16 protein-coding genes, 19 tRNA genes and 2 rRNA genes are annotated in these 15919 nt (G+C 43.9%); 31 read left to right on the top strand and 6 right to left on the bottom strand.

From position 1 onward, the window contains the following. The 21 genes from rrf to ade all read left to right on the top strand — a co-directional run. Nucleotides 1-109, top strand: a 5S ribosomal RNA gene (gene rrf / locus AC58UU_RS39120); the annotation flags it as partial. Between the two features lie 54 nt (nt 110-163). Beyond that, nucleotides 164-240, top strand: a tRNA-Ile gene (locus AC58UU_RS39125). A gap of 15 nt (nt 241-255) precedes the next feature. Beyond that, a tRNA-Ala gene (locus AC58UU_RS39130) sits at nt 256-331 on the top strand. Nucleotides 332-334: 3 nt separating this feature from the next. Further along, nucleotides 335-410 (top strand) — tRNA-Asn (locus AC58UU_RS39135). Nucleotides 411-415: 5 nt separating this feature from the next. After that, nucleotides 416-503: transfer RNA gene (locus AC58UU_RS39140), tRNA-Ser, on the top strand. A 27-nt stretch (nt 504-530) separates the two neighbouring features. Continuing rightward, nucleotides 531-604, top strand: a tRNA-Met gene (locus tag AC58UU_RS39145). Between the two features lie 11 nt (nt 605-615). After that, nucleotides 616-704: transfer RNA gene (locus tag AC58UU_RS39150), tRNA-Ser, on the top strand. Nucleotides 705-724: 20 nt separating this feature from the next. Beyond that, nucleotides 725-799: transfer RNA gene (locus AC58UU_RS39155), tRNA-Glu, on the top strand. A 78-nt stretch (nt 800-877) separates the two neighbouring features. After that, a tRNA-Val gene (locus tag AC58UU_RS39160) sits at nt 878-953 on the top strand. A gap of 83 nt (nt 954-1036) precedes the next feature. Continuing rightward, a tRNA-Met gene (locus AC58UU_RS39165) sits at nt 1037-1113 on the top strand. A gap of 31 nt (nt 1114-1144) precedes the next feature. Continuing rightward, nucleotides 1145-1218: transfer RNA gene (locus AC58UU_RS39170), tRNA-Asp, on the top strand. 21 nt (nt 1219-1239) lie between these two features. Further along, nucleotides 1240-1315: transfer RNA gene (locus tag AC58UU_RS39175), tRNA-Thr, on the top strand. 75 nt (nt 1316-1390) lie between these two features. Next, nucleotides 1391-1472, top strand: a tRNA-Tyr gene (locus AC58UU_RS39180). A 14-nt stretch (nt 1473-1486) separates the two neighbouring features. Further along, nucleotides 1487-1558: transfer RNA gene (locus AC58UU_RS39185), tRNA-Gln, on the top strand. A gap of 10 nt (nt 1559-1568) precedes the next feature. After that, a tRNA-Lys gene (locus AC58UU_RS39190) sits at nt 1569-1641 on the top strand. A 20-nt stretch (nt 1642-1661) separates the two neighbouring features. Further along, nucleotides 1662-1741: transfer RNA gene (locus tag AC58UU_RS39195), tRNA-Leu, on the top strand. Between the two features lie 39 nt (nt 1742-1780). Next, nucleotides 1781-1855, top strand: a tRNA-Gly gene (locus AC58UU_RS39200). Between the two features lie 9 nt (nt 1856-1864). Beyond that, nucleotides 1865-1941 (top strand) — tRNA-Arg (locus AC58UU_RS39205). A 22-nt stretch (nt 1942-1963) separates the two neighbouring features. Then, nucleotides 1964-2037 (top strand) — tRNA-Pro (locus AC58UU_RS39210). A gap of 7 nt (nt 2038-2044) precedes the next feature. Next, a tRNA-Gly gene (locus AC58UU_RS39215) sits at nt 2045-2115 on the top strand. Nucleotides 2116-2452: 337 nt separating this feature from the next. Then, nucleotides 2453-4246, top strand: a complete 1794-nt coding sequence (gene ade / locus AC58UU_RS39220) for an adenine deaminase (protein WP_497322902.1) — start codon at nt 2453-2455, stop codon at nt 4244-4246. Here the strand turns inward: ade and AC58UU_RS39225 are convergent. Both AC58UU_RS39225 and AC58UU_RS39230 read right to left on the bottom strand, forming a co-directional pair. Beyond that, nucleotides 4223-4630, bottom strand: coding sequence for a hypothetical protein (locus AC58UU_RS39225; protein ID WP_497322903.1), 408 nt, complete (start codon nt 4628-4630; stop codon nt 4223-4225). The two genes, ade and AC58UU_RS39225, sit on opposite strands and share 24 nt — an antisense overlap. Nucleotides 4631-4647: 17 nt before the next feature. Beyond that, the gene (locus tag AC58UU_RS39230) at nt 4648-4890 is read right to left on the bottom strand and encodes a hypothetical protein (RefSeq protein ID WP_497322905.1); all 243 of its coding nucleotides are present in this window, start codon (nt 4888-4890) and stop codon (nt 4648-4650) included. 212 nt (nt 4891-5102) lie between these two features. Between AC58UU_RS39230 and AC58UU_RS39235 the strand changes: the two genes are divergently transcribed. Next, nucleotides 5103-5876, top strand: coding sequence for an arylamine N-acetyltransferase family protein (locus AC58UU_RS39235; RefSeq protein ID WP_497322906.1), 774 nt, complete (start codon nt 5103-5105; stop codon nt 5874-5876). 139 nt (nt 5877-6015) lie between these two features. Here AC58UU_RS39235 and AC58UU_RS39240 read toward each other — a convergent pair whose 3' ends face one another. Then, entirely contained in the window at nt 6016-6270 is a 255-nt protein-coding gene (locus AC58UU_RS39240) for a hypothetical protein (protein WP_497322907.1), read from the bottom strand. Nucleotides 6271-6696: 426 nt separating this feature from the next. Between AC58UU_RS39240 and AC58UU_RS39245 the strand changes: the two genes are divergently transcribed. From AC58UU_RS39245 to AC58UU_RS39255, 3 genes are all read left to right on the top strand, one after another. Further along, the gene (locus tag AC58UU_RS39245; RefSeq protein ID WP_497322908.1) at nt 6697-7572 is read left to right on the top strand and encodes a helix-turn-helix domain-containing protein; all 876 of its coding nucleotides are present in this window, start codon (nt 6697-6699) and stop codon (nt 7570-7572) included. Between the two features lie 152 nt (nt 7573-7724). Further along, a complete protein-coding gene (locus AC58UU_RS39250) occupies nt 7725-8567 on the top strand; it encodes an oxidoreductase (protein WP_497322910.1) in 843 nt (280 codons plus the stop codon). A gap of 140 nt (nt 8568-8707) precedes the next feature. Further along, on the top strand, nt 8708-8893 hold the full coding sequence (locus AC58UU_RS39255; RefSeq protein WP_171641671.1) for a hypothetical protein: 186 nt from the start codon (nt 8708-8710) through the stop codon (nt 8891-8893). A gap of 333 nt (nt 8894-9226) precedes the next feature. Here the strand turns inward: AC58UU_RS39255 and AC58UU_RS39260 are convergent, their stop codons facing one another. Further along, on the bottom strand, nt 9227-9484 hold the full coding sequence (locus AC58UU_RS39260) for a hypothetical protein (RefSeq protein WP_497322911.1): 258 nt from the start codon (nt 9482-9484) through the stop codon (nt 9227-9229). A gap of 197 nt (nt 9485-9681) precedes the next feature. On the opposite strand from AC58UU_RS39260, the gene AC58UU_RS39265 reads away from it, so the two are divergent. From AC58UU_RS39265 to AC58UU_RS39275, 3 genes are all read left to right on the top strand, one after another. Further along, nucleotides 9682-10122 carry a HEAT repeat domain-containing protein gene (locus AC58UU_RS39265; RefSeq protein ID WP_497322913.1) on the top strand — a complete coding sequence of 147 codons (441 nt, stop codon included), beginning with the start codon at nt 9682-9684 and terminating at the stop codon, nt 10120-10122. Nucleotides 10123-10148: 26 nt separating this feature from the next. Further along, on the top strand, nt 10149-10334 hold the full coding sequence (locus AC58UU_RS39270; protein ID WP_497322915.1) for a DUF3934 family protein: 186 nt from the start codon (nt 10149-10151) through the stop codon (nt 10332-10334). Between the two features lie 150 nt (nt 10335-10484). Further along, the gene (locus AC58UU_RS39275; RefSeq protein WP_497322917.1) at nt 10485-11120 is read left to right on the top strand and encodes a spore coat protein; all 636 of its coding nucleotides are present in this window, start codon (nt 10485-10487) and stop codon (nt 11118-11120) included. Nucleotides 11121-11175: 55 nt separating this feature from the next. On the opposite strand, the gene AC58UU_RS39280 is transcribed toward AC58UU_RS39275, so the two are convergent. Next, nucleotides 11176-11922, bottom strand: coding sequence for a YqcI/YcgG family protein (locus AC58UU_RS39280; RefSeq protein WP_497322918.1), 747 nt, complete (start codon nt 11920-11922; stop codon nt 11176-11178). Between the two features lie 64 nt (nt 11923-11986). Then, the gene (locus tag AC58UU_RS39285) at nt 11987-12580 is read right to left on the bottom strand and encodes a DUF1989 domain-containing protein (protein ID WP_497322920.1); all 594 of its coding nucleotides are present in this window, start codon (nt 12578-12580) and stop codon (nt 11987-11989) included. A 249-nt stretch (nt 12581-12829) separates the two neighbouring features. Between AC58UU_RS39285 and AC58UU_RS39290 the strand changes: the two genes are divergently transcribed. From AC58UU_RS39290 to AC58UU_RS39300, 3 genes are all read left to right on the top strand, one after another. Continuing rightward, nucleotides 12830-14233 (top strand): ATP-binding protein, encoded by a 1404-nt coding sequence (locus AC58UU_RS39290; protein WP_497322922.1) that lies wholly within the window; start codon nt 12830-12832, stop codon nt 14231-14233. Nucleotides 14234-14325: 92 nt separating this feature from the next. Continuing rightward, nucleotides 14326-15393 (top strand): FUSC family protein, encoded by a 1068-nt coding sequence (locus AC58UU_RS39295; protein ID WP_497322924.1) that lies wholly within the window; start codon nt 14326-14328, stop codon nt 15391-15393. Nucleotides 15394-15811: 418 nt separating this feature from the next. Next, nucleotides 15812-15919 (top strand): 16S ribosomal RNA (locus AC58UU_RS39300); the annotation flags it as partial.

Raw genomic sequence — 15919 nt, forward strand, 5'->3', positions numbered from 1 at the left:
TGATGGCGGAGGGGACCCACGCGTTCCCATCTCGAACACGACCGTTAAGCCCTCCAGCGTCGATGGTACTTGAACCGCAGGGTTCTGGGAGAGTAGAACGTTGCCAAGCAGAATACCCCTAGTGGGTATTTTTTTTGCCACGCTGTAGACTGTTTACTCATTAGGGCCCTTAGCTCAGCTGGTTAGAGCGCACCCCTGATAAGGGTGAGGTCGGTGGTTCGAGTCCACTAGGGCCCACCAATTAATTTCTTTTATGGGGCCATAGCTCAGCTGGGAGAGCGCCTGCCTTGCAAGCAGGAGGTCAGCGGTTCGATCCCGCTTGGCTCCACCATATTCCCTGATAGCTCAGTTGGTAGAGCACTCGACTGTTAATCGAGTTGTCACAGGTTCGAGTCCTGTTCGGGGAGCCATTTTTGGAGAAGTGTCCGAGCGGCCGAAGGAGCACGATTGGAAATCGTGTAGGCGTCACAAGCGTCTCGAGGGTTCGAATCCCTCCTTCTCCGTTTCTTTAGATAAAGGAAAGACAATATGGCGGCGTAGCTCAGCTGGCTAGAGCGTACGGTTCATACCCGTAAGGTCGGGGGTTCGAGCCCCTCTGCCGCTACTAGATAAATTGGAGAGATACCCAAGTGGCTATAAGGGGACCCTCTGCTAAGGGGTTAGACTGCGTAAGTGGTGCGAGGGTTCGAATCCCTCTCTCTCCGTCGGTAAATTTTTTGAATTTGGCCCGTTGGTCAAGTGGTTAAGACACCTCCCTTTCACGGAGGTAACAGGGGTTCGAGTCCCCTACGGGTCACCAATAATCCCCACAAAGTGACGTAAAGCTGACGAAGCCTATTCCGAATACTTTGCGTGGGCCCAAAATTCATTATCTCATGGAGGCTTAGCTCAGCTGGGAGAGCATCTGCCTTACAAGCAGAGGGTCGGCGGTTCGATCCCGTCAGCCTCCACCATACTGCCCAAAAAAGTGAAGTGAAGCTTTGTAGCAACGCCGATTACTTTTTCGGGGCTCATAATGAAATTATGCTTTCAATGTCGCGGGGTGGAGCAGCCCGGTAGCTCGTCGGGCTCATAACCCGAAGGCCGCAGGTTCAAATCCTGCCCCCGCAACCAAACTCTTTCAGAGAGTTGTTCTTCACAGTGTGGAGCTGTGGTGTAGTGGCCTAACATGCCTGCCTGTCACGCAGGAGACCGCGGGTTCGAATCCCGTCAGCTCCGTCATTTTTCATAAATGAATATGCCGTTGTAGCTCAACTGGTAGAGCAACTGACTTGTAATCAGTAGGTTGGGGGTTCAAGTCCTCTCGACGGCACCACAATTCCCAAAAAAGTGAAGCAAAGCTTTGTAGCAACGTCATTACTTTTTCGGGGCTTGGTTAGGCTTTATACATGGAGGCTTAGTGAAGTGGCTAAACACGGCAGACTGTAAATCTGCTCTCTTTGAGTTCGGTGGTTCGAATCCATCAGCCTCCATTTCCAAACTACGTTGGGGATTAGCCAAGCGGTAAGGCAACGGACTTTGACTCCGTCATGCCAAGGTTCAAATCCTTGATCCCCAGTTCTTCATATGAGTCATTAGCTCAGTTGGTAGAGCACCTGACTTTTAATCAGGGTGTCGTAGGTTCGAATCCTACATGACTCACTTTGCCTTATTTACAGCATGCGCGTATGGCGGAATTGGCAGACGCACTAGACTTAGGATCTAGCGGGTGACCGTGGGGGTTCAAGTCCCTCTACGCGCATTAAATCCTCAGCAGTATTCATACTCCTGAGGTACCCATGCGGAAGTGGCTCAGCGGTAGAGCATCGCCTTGCCAAGGCGAGGGTCGCGGGTTCGATCCCCGTCTTCCGCTCCATTTTATTAAGCGCCCTTAGCTCAGCTGGATAGAGTATTTGACTACGAATCAAAAGGTCGGGAGTTCGAATCTCTCAGGGCGCGCCATTATTCATATGTTATACCTTATCGGGACGTAGCTCAGCTTGGTAGAGCACCTGCTTTGGGAGCAGGGGGTCGCATGTTCAAATCGTGTCGTCCCGATAGACACGCGGGCGTAGTTTAATGGTAGAACTTCAGCCTTCCAAGCTGATCGCGCGGGTTCGATTCCCGCCGCCCGCTTCACAGAAAAAGATCACCTTCGGGTGATCTTTTTCGTTTGAATGGGAACTGGAAGAGAAGCCGTATGGGTTCGACCTTCTGTAAAGACATCATAGAATACACCCATAGGAAACATTTCAAATAAGCATTTGGAGTATTCCCACCACATAATTTAATAAAAAGAAATGGGGAATCCTCTGTTGTAGCATGCAACCCTTGAGAAAAACCTTTTTCATGGTAAATTTAATAGTGAAGTGATACAAATAATGCATGTAAACCGATGTTCAGTGAGATGTGACGCTTGTCACCGAACCGGAAAAGGTCAATTAATTTAAATACATAAAGGAGTACAAAACCCATGACTCTAAATAAAAGAAATAAGCTAGTTGAAGTGAGTAGAACGCTAGCTAAGGTTGCACTAGGCGAAGCATTTGCCGATGTAGTCATTAAGAATGGAACACTCGTCAATGTGTATTCTGGTGAATTACTTGAGCGTATTGATGTTGCTGTTGTGGCTGGGAGAATAGCGTATGTAGGGAACGCAGACCACACCATTGGGGCTCAAACGGTCGTTATCGATGCCACAGGGAAGTATATGTCTCCAGGATTTTTAGATGGTCATATGCATGTTGAAAGCACGATGCTTTCCGTTACCGAGTTTGCCAAAGCGGCATTAGCCAAAGGAACAACGGGGATTTTTATGGACCCTCATGAAATTGCCAATGTATTTGGAACAGAAGGTGTAAGGCTGATGCACGAAGAGGGGCAGCAGCTGCCTCTCAAAGTATTCACGACCTTCCCATCCTGCGTACCAGCGACTAACGGCTTAGAAGATGCAGGTGCAAGCTTAGAAGTGACTGATATTAAAGAGGGACTGCAGTGGGATAATGTGGTCGGACTAGGTGAAGTTATGAATTTCCCTGGTGTCATTTATGGTGATCCGAAAATGTGCGGGGAGATTGAAGAAACGATCAAGAGTGGTAAAACCGTCACAGGACATTTTCCAAGTGATGATGATCGTATGCTGCAAGCGTATATAGGGTCCGGCGTGACATCTGATCATGAAACCGTAACAAGGGAACAAGGTCTTCACAAAGTCCGTATGGGCATGCACCTTATGATTCGTGAAGGTTCTGCCTGGCATGATGTCAAAGAGGTCATTAAGGTGGTAACCGAAGATAAGGTCAACACGTCCAATATTTCGCTCGTTACGGATGACGTAAATCCGCAAACTTTGGTGGAGAAAGGGCATCTCAATCATGTGGTGCGCCGCGCAATCGAAGAGGGCGTCGATCCTGTAACAGCGATTCAGATGGTAACGATTAATGTGGCGCGCTATTTTAAAATGGAGCAAGATTTGGGCAGTATTACTCCCGGTAAATGTGCTGATATTTTATTGCTGGATGATTTACAGAAGGTCGAGCCTTCAACTGTCATTACTGATGGTCAAGTTGTTTTTGATTATGGCAAGCTTACGGTTGATTTCCCCGATTTTGTCTATCCCGAGCACATCCGTAATTCCATGAACGTTAAGCGAGAGCTTACGCCTGAGGACTTCAAGCTTGTAAGTCGCAGTAATCAGGAAAAGACGAAGGTTAATGTCATTAACGTTATTGAAAATAGTGCAAGAACAGAGAAAATGACAGCAATGCTGGCTGTTGAGCAAGGGATCATCCAACCAGATGTTGAGCAGGATATTATTCGTCTCGCCTGTATCGAGCGGCACCGTGGAACGGGTCAAATTTCACTTGGCTTTACGCATGGCTTTCAATTGAAGGTAGGTGCGGTAGCCTCTACAGTGGCGCATGACAGTCACAATCTAATTGTTATGGGGATCAATGAGCAAGATATGGCTTTGGCAGCTAATGAGCTTGTCAAAATGGGAGGCGGCATGATCGTTGTAGAGAACGGTAAAGTGCTGGCTCAAGTACCGATGACCATCGCAGGCCTCATGTCAGATAAATCATTGCTTGAAGTCGTTAAAGAGGTTGCAGAGCTCGAAAAAGCGTGGAAACAAATGGGCTGCCCGCTGAACGCTCCGTTTATGACATTCTCATTAATTGCTTTACCTGTTATTCCTGAAATTCGGATTTCAAACCGAGGTCTTGTCGATGTTACACAGTTCAAGCTAATTGAAGTGGAAATTGGTTAAGTGGCTAAATAAATAGGTCCAAAAGGACTTATCCTTTTTATTCTTTTTAGAAGGATGACGTTCGGCGCGGGAGGTTTGGATGGTTTGCGGGAGGCTGGGAACGAGCTCAGCTTCCATCCTGACTGTAATTTCGGTTTCCTCGATAATCGGCAGATCTAGGGTGGTGGCTACCTCATCTCGAATTTGGTGCAACAAATTCAATTGCTGTTCAAATTCGTCTACACGTTTGGAAAGCAACATGTTCTCTTGTTTTAGCTTTTTTATAAGCTCATATAGTAATTTCATGGTTAGCTTCGGTTTCTCTGATTGCTCATTTTCTTCGTTATTATTAGTGGGAGACAGCAGCAATATCAACTCTTCATCACTGATTACCTTGTTTGACACAGTATGGCCCCCTTAAATTAATGAATCTCGCTGAGCTGCCCATCCGTAAAAAGATAATCTTTGGGAAGAAGTGAAAGATTAATGCTCCGGCTGCAGTCGATATACTGTGGGTAAATAACTTGGATAGATTCCTCTTCTTGAATTGGATAGTTAATTGGATAGTTAATGATTTTATTCTTTTTGATTATATCTATAAAAAGATGAAACATTATGGAGATAATTAACAATCCCGTTGCACATAGCTCTAAGTTTTGAATCATAAATTAGCCCTCCTATGAATCTTTTTTCATAGATTAACGGATTAGAACTAAAATGTCGCTCGAAAACCGTTGTCGTTTTGTAAGCTTTTATGAAGAGTTAAACTGGAATATATGACGGAAATAGGGTAATGATGGTATTTTTTAAAAGTATATTGTTGTTAAATCGCACGATCTTGTCTATCAATGAAAAAAATAGGGATGGGGTGTTCAACATGTTCAGTAAAAATAGTCAGATTCAGACCTATCTGGAGCGTATCGGGTTTAAAGGTTCGCTCGATGGCAGCGCAAAGACACTGGCCGACCTGCAGGAGTGTCATCTCCACACGGTTCCATACGAAAATTTGGACATTATGAACCGCATAGCTTTATCATTGGATCCTGTGGATGTATATCAAAAGATTGTCGTGCGCGGGCGCGGTGGGTACTGCTTCGAGCTGAACGCTTTATTCGGCTGGCTGCTGCGGGAGCTTGGCTACTCGGTCACTGACTTGGTTGCTCGATTTTGGCGCGACGAACCGAACACACCACCGAAACGACGTCATCACGTCCTGAAGGTAGAGGCAGAAGGCACGACTTATTTGTGTGATGTCGGAGTAGGAGGGATTGTCCCCCGCAGGCCGGTCGCATGGATCGAAGGTCTTGAACAGCACCAGGGCGGAGAGTGCTACCGTCTCGAGCGCGATGCCAATTATGGTTGGATGCTATATGAGCAGAAGAACAAGGAATGGAACCGCATCTACTCGTTTACGGAGGAGCCTCAGCTGCCGAAGGACTTCACCTTTGCGACCTTCTGGTGTGAGAACGCCCCGGATTCGATATTTACCAAAAGCCCAATGGTAGCCATGCGCACCCTGGAAGGGCGGAATACGCTGGCTGGTCGAGAGTTTCGCATCTTTACATCCGCGGGGGTTAGGACTTTCACTCCGCAGACCGAAGAAGAGTATAAAGCAGCACTGCAAGAGCATTTTGGTATTCATCTAGATTAATCATTAATGTAGTCATGTACTATAATAGTTGGATTTCCATTTATTCAACGTCGAAGAGGACCCCGAAAGGGGTCCCTTTTTCTTTTTCTAACTTAAAGTTCTTTCCGTTAGAGAAACCATAATCCGAATATGATTCTAATTACGAAAGTGATAACTTGCTGTCTTCACGTTCTAAAGCTTTCTGCTGCTCTTTGGTGAAAGTACAACTTAGCTTTGGTAGTCCAGTGTATTTGTTGATGTAGATAGTTCTTGCAATGCCGTGAATGAATTTCATTTGTTTGGTCCATTCTTTTGGGTTGAACATGGACATCAACTCCTTATTTATATAACCTACAAATTCTCCACAATAACGATGTTGGAAGCGCTTTATTTTAATATTATGTTCAAAGGACATGGTTGATGCATTGAGCAAAAGTACTTCCGAACAACGCGAAAAAGAACGCTGAATTAGTGTTTTTTAATTAACCATTGAATGTGTCAGTGACATCTAGTAACTTCCCCGGATGAGGTATTCTTCGATCACGTCCACATCGCCTCATGGGCTCAGTAGGAGGCTTTAATCGATATTTCGGACCCGATCATAGGAAGTTGGATTTGACCCCGAGAAGCCCGCCTAAGACGATCAAAGACTGGAAGAATATGCGGACAAGCTGACCGTGAAGGACGTAAACTTCTATAAGCAGATCGGTTTTATATTGTGTTCAGTGTTGTCCAACAGGAAAATGTCATATTCCGTGGTACAATTAGAGAGAATATCTCCTATCATCAGCCTGAGTTTGGTTATCATCATTTGGAGTGGGGAATTGAGGGGAGGGTGCGCGTGACCCAAAGAATAATAAAAGCACCGCAAGGCTTAGCAGCATCGCCATTCAATCAAAGCGTTTTGAAGCTCAAAGGGCTCACAGTCATTGAATCGTGCACCAACACGGTAGGAAAACAAGGGACTATGTTCTTAGAAGACTACCTTCTCATGTTTGTGCTGAATGGCACTTATACGGTGCGATACGGCGATCAGATGTACGTTGTTCATAAGCACGAAATGGTACTGTTGCAAAAATCCATTGTCATTGAATATGAGAAATCAGGCGAACCTAATCAGGCATACTTATTAGAGTACATGATGTTTTTTCTAAAAGATGAAGTACTCAAAGACTTTATTAAAATGGCGGACATTCAATCTACGCAGCCAACAGCGTTGGTACCTATTTTCGTAAATCCGATAAGTGAACGACTGTTAACGTATTTAGAATCACTTAAACCATATTTCAACGAACCCGATAACATCGAGGACGGATTAATTAAAATTAAGTTGTTGGAATTATTGTTTGATCTTAGCCATGCCAACGAAAATATCGTGCAGCAATTACTTCAATTGAAGCAGCAGGTGCGATCCGATATCTCAACCGTCGTGGAACAAAATATCTTGAATCCCGTTTCGGTGAATGATTTGGCTTATTTATCGGGCAGAAGCTTGTCCAGCTTCAAACGGGATTTTCAATCCATTTACAACACGTCCCCATCTCTATGGATTCGGCAGAAACGCTTGGAGAAGGCCAAAGAATTGTTGACCTATTCGACCATGTCAGTAACGGATGTTTGCTTTACGACGGGGTTTGAGAATGTTGCGCATTTTTCAAGGGTTTTCAAAGAGCATTTTGGCTATACCCCGTCCTCTTACAGGCAACAGTTAAGCTAAAAGCAAACAGAGATCTTAGTTCGGCACCCGCCGGGCTAAGATTTTTTTAATTTGAGCTAAATGGACAAATACTTTGGGCTTTTTGGAAAAGTAGGTCGGAATGCGCTGTGATAATCTTAGGTCATGAAATATTCAATTTAAAAATGACGACTATGACAAATCAAAAAGTATGGTTCATCACAGGCGCATCCAGAGGCTTTGGATTAGAAATTGCAAAAGCTGCTTTAGCAGAGGGCAACAAGGTGGTAGCTACCGTTCGCAGCAAGCCTGAACAATTAGCCGCGCAGCTTGATAACAACGAAAACTTATTTGTAACTGTGCTGGATGTTACGGACGAAGCTCAAGCCTTAGATGCAGCGAAACAAGCAACAGACAAATTCGGAAGAATTGACGTGCTAGTCAATAATGCTGGTTATGGATTGCTGAGTGCCGTTGAAGAAGCTTCGAATGAAGAAGTGAAACAAAATTATGATGCCAATGTTTTCGGGTTACTAAACGTTACCCGCGCAATTTTACCCTACATGCGTAAGCAGCGCTCGGGACATATCATCAATATTTCATCAGTAGGCGGATTAAACGGATTTGTTGGCTGGGGGATTTATGGTTCCACCAAGTTTGCTGTAGAAGGCATTACGGAGTCCATGGCTTTGGAATTAGCTCCTTTAGGGATTTATGCAACCGTCGTGGCACCAGGCTTTTTTAGAACTGAATTCCTTGATCCAACATCTTTGATAAGAACCACTCATGTCATCGATGATTATGCAGGCACAGTGGGAGAAATGCGAAGCTTTGCCACACAAGTTAATAAGAAGCAGCCTGGCGATCCCAAGAAACTCGCACAAGCTTTCATTACATTGGCCAACGCTGAAAAGCCTCCTGTTCATTTGCCTTTAGGCAATGACACCCTTGCTATGTATAGAGAAAAGACGGCAAAGTTTGAAAAGACATTGAAGACTGGTATGACGTTATTACGGGAACGGATCATGATGATGTAAGAGGGTAAAGTTGCAATTAATGAGTCGGAATAGGGACTAGTATTTATTCTTGTTCACAACTAAGACAAATGGACAAGGATGACCGAATATACTTATACGGAATCATCAGAAGTTGTTTATCAACTAGGAGGTGTTTCGGTATGGTTTATTGGTTGTTGGCCGTTATCGTGGTTGTGGTTGGTTTATTGATTTATATGAACGTGAAGAAGCGCAAAGTGGTACCATCGTCTGATTTGCAAACACATAAGTCGTGCGCGTATTGTAACGAGGAAATTGCAATCGATGCAGCTGTATGCAAGTACTGTAGGGGTGTTGTCGTAAATTGAGGCTGATATAATGAATAGCAAATGAAGCAGCGGTCAGTTCGCATGAGTGTGAGCTGGTCGTTGTTTTGTTTTATTGCTATTTAGTCGTTCATACGAATAACATGGGGCTGTCCTATAAGTAGGTAAAATCTACTTATAGGACAGCCCATTAAGTTCTTTTGACCATCTGGAACATTTGAAACGTATTCTGCATGAAATTAATACTTCCATTGGAAATTTTCCAATAGAATTGGCTTCCAAGCTGTCAATTCCCTACTTCCATTGGATTATCCAATGGAAGTAGCATTCAGCCTTCGAAATTCTCAAACTGGGGGCTGAATTTCCCATATGGCTCTACATTCTTGAAACGCTAACTCTTCCTATTCCTTTACCAGACTCCTTGGCATCAATGGTATCCAGGAAATCATTCGTTGTCCGAAAGACATACTTAACCTCATCAAGCCCTCTCTCCATGAGCATGCTTTTATGAATATCAAGGATTAGCTTTTTCTCATGAATTCCTTCACCATCAAGCTTCTGAAAATTGAACAACTCGCTAGGATCAATTTCTATTCTTAATCGCTCGCCAACCAGACTTAAAAAATCGGACATCTCATTCACCTCAAATTGAGGTTGTTGAAATCATTGATAAAAAGAGATACCCGTATAATATGATAAATTATATAAAATCCTGTATAAATGGTACTCTTGTGTTCCATTTATAAATATAATCACCAAAAAGTTGGCGCTCCACCTCAAAAAAGTGTAACATCAATCTAATAACAGCAGACAGAAGGAGCTTGAATCATTTGACCATCGAAATAAAAAACGAAATACCTCCCAATTTAGAGGAACTAAAAAAATCGGCTAATCGTACATCCAATTGGAGAGAACGTCTAGAAGCCGTTGAAGCATTAGGCCAGTATAACGACCAACAAACCATTAACATACTAGCGCGTATGATGAGCGGCGATGCTGTATATCCCATTCAAGAGGCTGCTTACCGCAAACTCCGTGCATTTGGTGAGGATGTTCAACTGCCGCCAAGGAAAAAAGGTGACTTGATTAAAGGCGCAGGTAAAGTTTTTGTGCGCATTAAGAAGAGCTTGCCGGAAGGTCATACGTTTGAAGAGTTTAAAGAGAAGTTACAGAAGACCAGAAGTGACGTATATGATACTTACGAAGGCGACAAAGGGTCTGACTTCGACCAATGGCTTGAAACCACTTGGGCGTCGTTGCTAAAAAAATAAGAAGATCAACACAATGGAGTGAATACATGAGCAAAGCGAAGGGTAAAGGCGGAACCGGAAGAGGGACAGACAGTAAGGGCTGGAACCGGTGGCAAGCTAGCGCCAACAGAGCGAAGAGTGCCCCAAAACCTTATAAAAGTAAAGGTCTACTAGCAGCAGCCAAAGCTGCCAAGGCCGCGAATAGCAGCACAGGCGATAAACCTAAAGTTTAGCGGCTGCAGCTCTTAAGTCCCATATCGTCAAATAACTAAACCCTCGGCAACCTGCCGGGGGTATTTTACCTACAACACGAATAAAATCGCTCAACATAACTCATATTATCGAAGTTAGTTACTATTCCATTCATTAAAGGAGACTTCGAGATGCAGCAGCAAACGCCAAACAACAATATGACACAAGGCATGCAGAACATGAATCATGGGGGGCATGAGCTCTTTGATTTGCACGAGGTGTTAGCCTGTGCGATTAATGTGTTGGATCAGTTCATGATCTTCAGACAGTTCGTCCAAGATAACGAGCTTCTGGATATTTTGGATCGTCAGTACAACTTTACGCTGTTCCATTACAACATAACGGCAGAGTGCTTTTCAACCGGGCAAAAGCCGAGTCAAGAAACGCAGACGTATATGATCCGAAATCTATCCCAGCCCATCTACGGTATCAAACCTACACAGCCCAAAAAGCCGAATCAATCGCTAGCTGATGTGAAGGATGCAGGAATTAGCGCGCATATGCTAGGCCTTGTGAAATCCCATGCGGCGCTATTGACGATGACTTCCGTTGAGGTGACCAACCCTGCTGTACGTCGTGTTATGGCTTCCCAAGTACAGAACTTTATCGAGATGGCCTATGAAATTTTCTTGTATCAAAATAGAAATGCCTACTACCAAGTTCCACAACTTGAAGCCTCCGATATGCAAAAAATGCTCAACACCTTCGTTCCGGCACAAGGAATGCCACAAATGCCACCGAATAACAGAGCAGGAACTGTACACTAAATTTAAAATAAACCAGCATCGGTCTCATCAACCCATGCTGGTTTTTCTTTGCTCCTTAAATTTTATTTATCATAGAAGTGAAAGGGCATTTAGAAGCGACACTTTCATCATCACGTAAAAAATATTGCTCCCACTCTAGGTTATCCGATTGACCGTACCATTTCAAAGAGGGATGCGCTGGAACGCCGTCGTACTCGACTAACTTCTGACGAATCAGCTTTTTCATATTACGGCCAAAAGGAGTCGACTCGTTGATTTCTTCGAATACCCACCGCGGCTGGAACGTGATGAGGAAACAAGGAGTCCGTCGACTCTTCCGAATCTCGTGCGCAGGGGTTCCGCAAAAGGCGAAATACGGATGCCCGTTATAACAGAACTCCCATGAATGATGGGTAGGATCTGACGAAATATGTGAAGGCCAAGGGACCAGATCTTTAGCGCTTACCCGGCTTAAAACCGACCAAAACAGCTGTTCATAATCTTCTATGGAAAAGCCATTGGCTAGTTCGTTAGGTGTATTAAAAAAAATGACTAGAGAAGCATATTTACCTGTATCACGCGAACAATCGCCGTATTGCTGCAAGAGCTTAGCGACATCAGTGACAGCTTCCTCGGATCTAGGATCTCCTGCAAATCCGAATCGTAGACTATTAGAGATAAAGCCAAGACGACCGGGTATGCAAGGGTACATCTGTTCCGGATCATTAATCATATGACCAAATTTGCGAAAGGCATCCTGCTGCCATTCCAGCAGATCCGTTTGATGATCCTCAATCCAGTCTTTGGAGATTAAATTAGCCATGTCAAAAACCCTCCTTCATCCATTCGGTGCATACTATGCGAAGGAGAAAAGGTGGGTGAGTGTCCTAGTTCATAATTTCCACATCAATAGGTGTGCAAACATATCCATTACAGGCGCTTTCAGAACAGGGACAAGCAGATACTGCCACGAATAGGTCCGTCTCTGCGCGAAGCTCGACATAGTCGCCAGCTTTGGATAGCGGCCTTTCTATCCTGATTTGTCCAGAAGGTAGAATAACCGTGTTCATAAAAAAGTTCAAAGAATAGTGTTGATCCGGAGCTGGAATGCTGAACTGAGCAAGGGCTTGATTTAAATTATGATAGCAGCTTGCATGGTTTTGTTTATCGTATAGCAATTCATACATTTCAGAGCGGCAAGGAGAGTTAATGAAATCATGCTGCCCTACGGTATCGGCCACAACAGTGAGCAGTGGGCTATATGTATTGGTGTAGAGAAGATCCCCAGGCTTTATTTTCATCGCACGCAGCACATCCATGGTAACACCTGGATCCAGACGTACGCTGGTATCGTCGGCACGATAGGCGACAAAGTCAGCAATCTGCTCGCCCTTCACATCGGTTATACGGACGACTTGTCCTTTACCTAGCTTAAAACCAAGCCCTTGCGTTGAGGGAATTCGCCATTTTTGTTTGATCATTGGTGTCCTCCTGCAGCATTAGGTAAGTTCTCTTTACAGTATGGCTACCCGGAGGAGGTGTCATTCGTGTCATTCAAGCAGAAATCGAGTGAAGGACATCCTTAATGGAATGCTTTTTCTAGTTGTTTCAAACCATCATAGATAAGGGTACTTTTATAGAAGGTGAGTAGTATAATTGGGAATAATCCATCAACTTGTGTGAACATAGGGGTAGGGGGGTTCATCATAACCATTTGTATAAGTTTTTTGGTGAATATTTGTATTTTGATTACATGCGCTTATTTATTCAACCTTGGCTTTAAATATCTGTTTCAGCATGCATCTTGGACCGTGAAACAGACGGTGCTTGTCGCCATTTTTATAGGTTCAGGTTGGCTAACGATGTTCTTTGGTATGAGGGTATCTGAATACATGTTATTTGATTTGAGAGTCGTTCCCATCATTTTCGGAACACTTTTGTTCCGTAAACACTATATGTTACTCATTATTGGATTTGGAATTGCGCTGGCCAGATATACCATTACCGGCATTAATCCACAATCTTTTACTGCGTCGCTTAATATTATGCTGATGGGTTGTTTGGCGGCGATCCTTGTGGCTAAATATCAAAAAAGCTCCTGGAGCTATAAGAAAAAAGCGCTCATTTCCATCCTCTCAATTAACTCGCTACAGGTCATAGGTATTGCTAGTTTCGGCGCTGTGCCTAAGAGCATTTATTTGACTAAAGTTGCTCCGTACACTTATCCGGCTGCCCTATTACTTAGCGCCTTCTTTGTCTTTATTATACGGGATTTCTATAAGGAGCAGCAGCGGGCGGATAAGATACGTAATATGAATGTGATTCTGCGAAAACAGACTAAGAGGCTTAGACTGTCGAAGCGTGAGCTTGAGAAGAAGGCGCAGCAGTTGGCGCAAGCTTCAATTTATAAATCAGAATTTATTGCCAATATGTCCCATGAACTCAAAACGCCGCTAAACAGTATAATCGTTTTGTCAGATCTGATACGGGAAAGTGAAGACGTAACCAATTTAAAAGAAGTGAATCAATATGCAAATATCATTCATACATCGGGTAATGAATTGCTTCAAATGATCAATAGCGTATTAGATTTATCCAAGATCGAAGCGGGTAAAATGGACATGCTATGGCAGCCAGTCGTTATTGAAGAGCTTACCCATTACATAAAACAACAATTCGAGCCAATGATGGATTCCAAAAAGCTGCGCTTTGACGTGACCGTGGGAAAAGATGTGCCAGCGATCATTCAAACAGATTCACAAAAACTCAACCAGATACTTCGTAACCTGCTCATGAATGCGATAAAATTCACAGAAGAAGGCAAGATTACCTTATCCGTTGAAATTCGGGACAACAACGATGCTTCATCTAAGTGGATTGATTTTGCCGTTCGCGACACTGGTATCGGCATTGCCCTGGACAAGCAAGAGTTGATATTTGAAGCATTCCAGCAAGGGGATGGAGCAACGAATCGTAAATATGGAGGCACAGGTCTCGGCTTATCCATCAGTTTACAACTTGCCAAATTTCTCGGTGGTTCCCTCACGCTTCAGAGTGAGCAAGGTAATGGCAGTAAGTTTATTCTTAGTCTGCCTTTGCAAGCTTGGATGGATCATTCAGAGGATGCCGGCTAGCCGTATCAAATTCTAAATCTCATCTTTGCATCCATATCCTTACCTGTGTAAGATAATAATGAATAAGATTTTTGTGGATGAGGTGGGGTTTCATGGTTTTCGGTGCGCGCGTGTGGAAGACGGGGATTGCTGTTGCTTTGGCCTTATACATAAGTGCTTGGCTCAATTTCACTCCTCCTGTTATTGCGGCCGTAGCGGCAATTTTTGCCATGCAGCCTTCGATCTACCGATCTTGGCGCTATTTCCTGGAGCAGCTGCAGACGAATATTCTAGGCGCGGCATTGGCACTCCTTGCGGGGATGTTTTTTTCTAATAATGTGATTGCTATTGGAATTGTATGTATTATTGTAATCATCATAAGTTTAAGAATGGGCATGGAGGAAACGATCGGCCTTACCTTAGTTACCGTTGTTGCGGTCATGGAGGCTTCCGGAGAGTTGCAATTTGCCATCAATCGATTGCTGCTGAGTTTGATAGGTATCGGTTGCGCATTCGTGGTGAATGTCCTTTTCTTTCCACCTAAGCCCAAAGAGCAATTCGCCGCACAGATTCATACTATTTTTGCCAAAATGTCGCTCCTCCTTCGCACGGTTATTTCTAATGAAATGAAAGAGACCGTATTCCGTGAGGAAAAAGAAGGTCTGCGCAGCAGCTTGAAGTCTTTATCTGATAAATACAGACTTATGGAAGAAGAGATTAAGAAAATCAAGGGAAGCGGGTTAAACCGCATTCGTGAGCTCGTTGTTTACAAGCAGAAGCTTCTCGTGATGTACAAAGGGCTTGAAGTTCTTGAAGCTGTGGATGAGCACTATTTTCAAACGTCTCGCACACAGGCAATCGATGTCTATTTCGATGATCATTTGGAAAAGCTAATAAAATTCCACGAGCACGTTCTGTTGAAATTCGATGATAAGCTCAAAGATGACTGCTCGGAAGGTTTGGAAATGGAAGCGGAGAACGAGCGTTTCATGACAGTACTCATCGACCGTTATAATGAGCAGCCGAAAGGAATGCTGAGATTGTCAGTAGTGGCTGCGGCTATGTTCGACTATGGTCATCAGATAGCGCGGTTGGATAAGTTGGTTGAGCATGATCATCGTGGAGAAACAGAAGAGAGAGAACCCCTCGATTTATTGCTCAAAAGCATTAGATTAAAGTAGATTAGAACACTTTTTCATAAAATAGTCTTACTGAGCCTTTCGTTTGTCAGATGTTCTGGCCTCGGGAGGTTCCTTCATAAAAAATTAATTAAAGGTTGCTTTACGAAATTGTATGTGATATATTATGATTCTTGTTCCAAACGGACAAGGAGCAAGCGATTATAAATGAGTCTGAACGTGTTGAATATCTTCACGAATGGATAAATAAAATAAAAGCTTGCAAATGAAATTCCAGTATGGTATATTACTTCTCGCTGCTTCGGTAACACGGCAGTGAACGGAAGAAATTGATCTTTGAAAACTGAACAACGAGTGAGTAAGCACGAACGAGAAATCGTTCAAAAAGAGATTGCAAAATCTCGCTAGCAAGTCAATGAGCATTTCAGCTTTCAGATATACGGACGAGCAATCGTTCACTATTATGGAGAGTTTGATCCTGGCTCAGGACGAACGCTGGCGGCGTGCCTAATACATGCAAGTCGAGCGGATTTATCCTTCGGGGTAAGTTAGCGGCGGACGGGTGAGT

The sequence above is a fragment of the Paenibacillus sp. JT22N1 genome, from assembly GCF_059692155.1.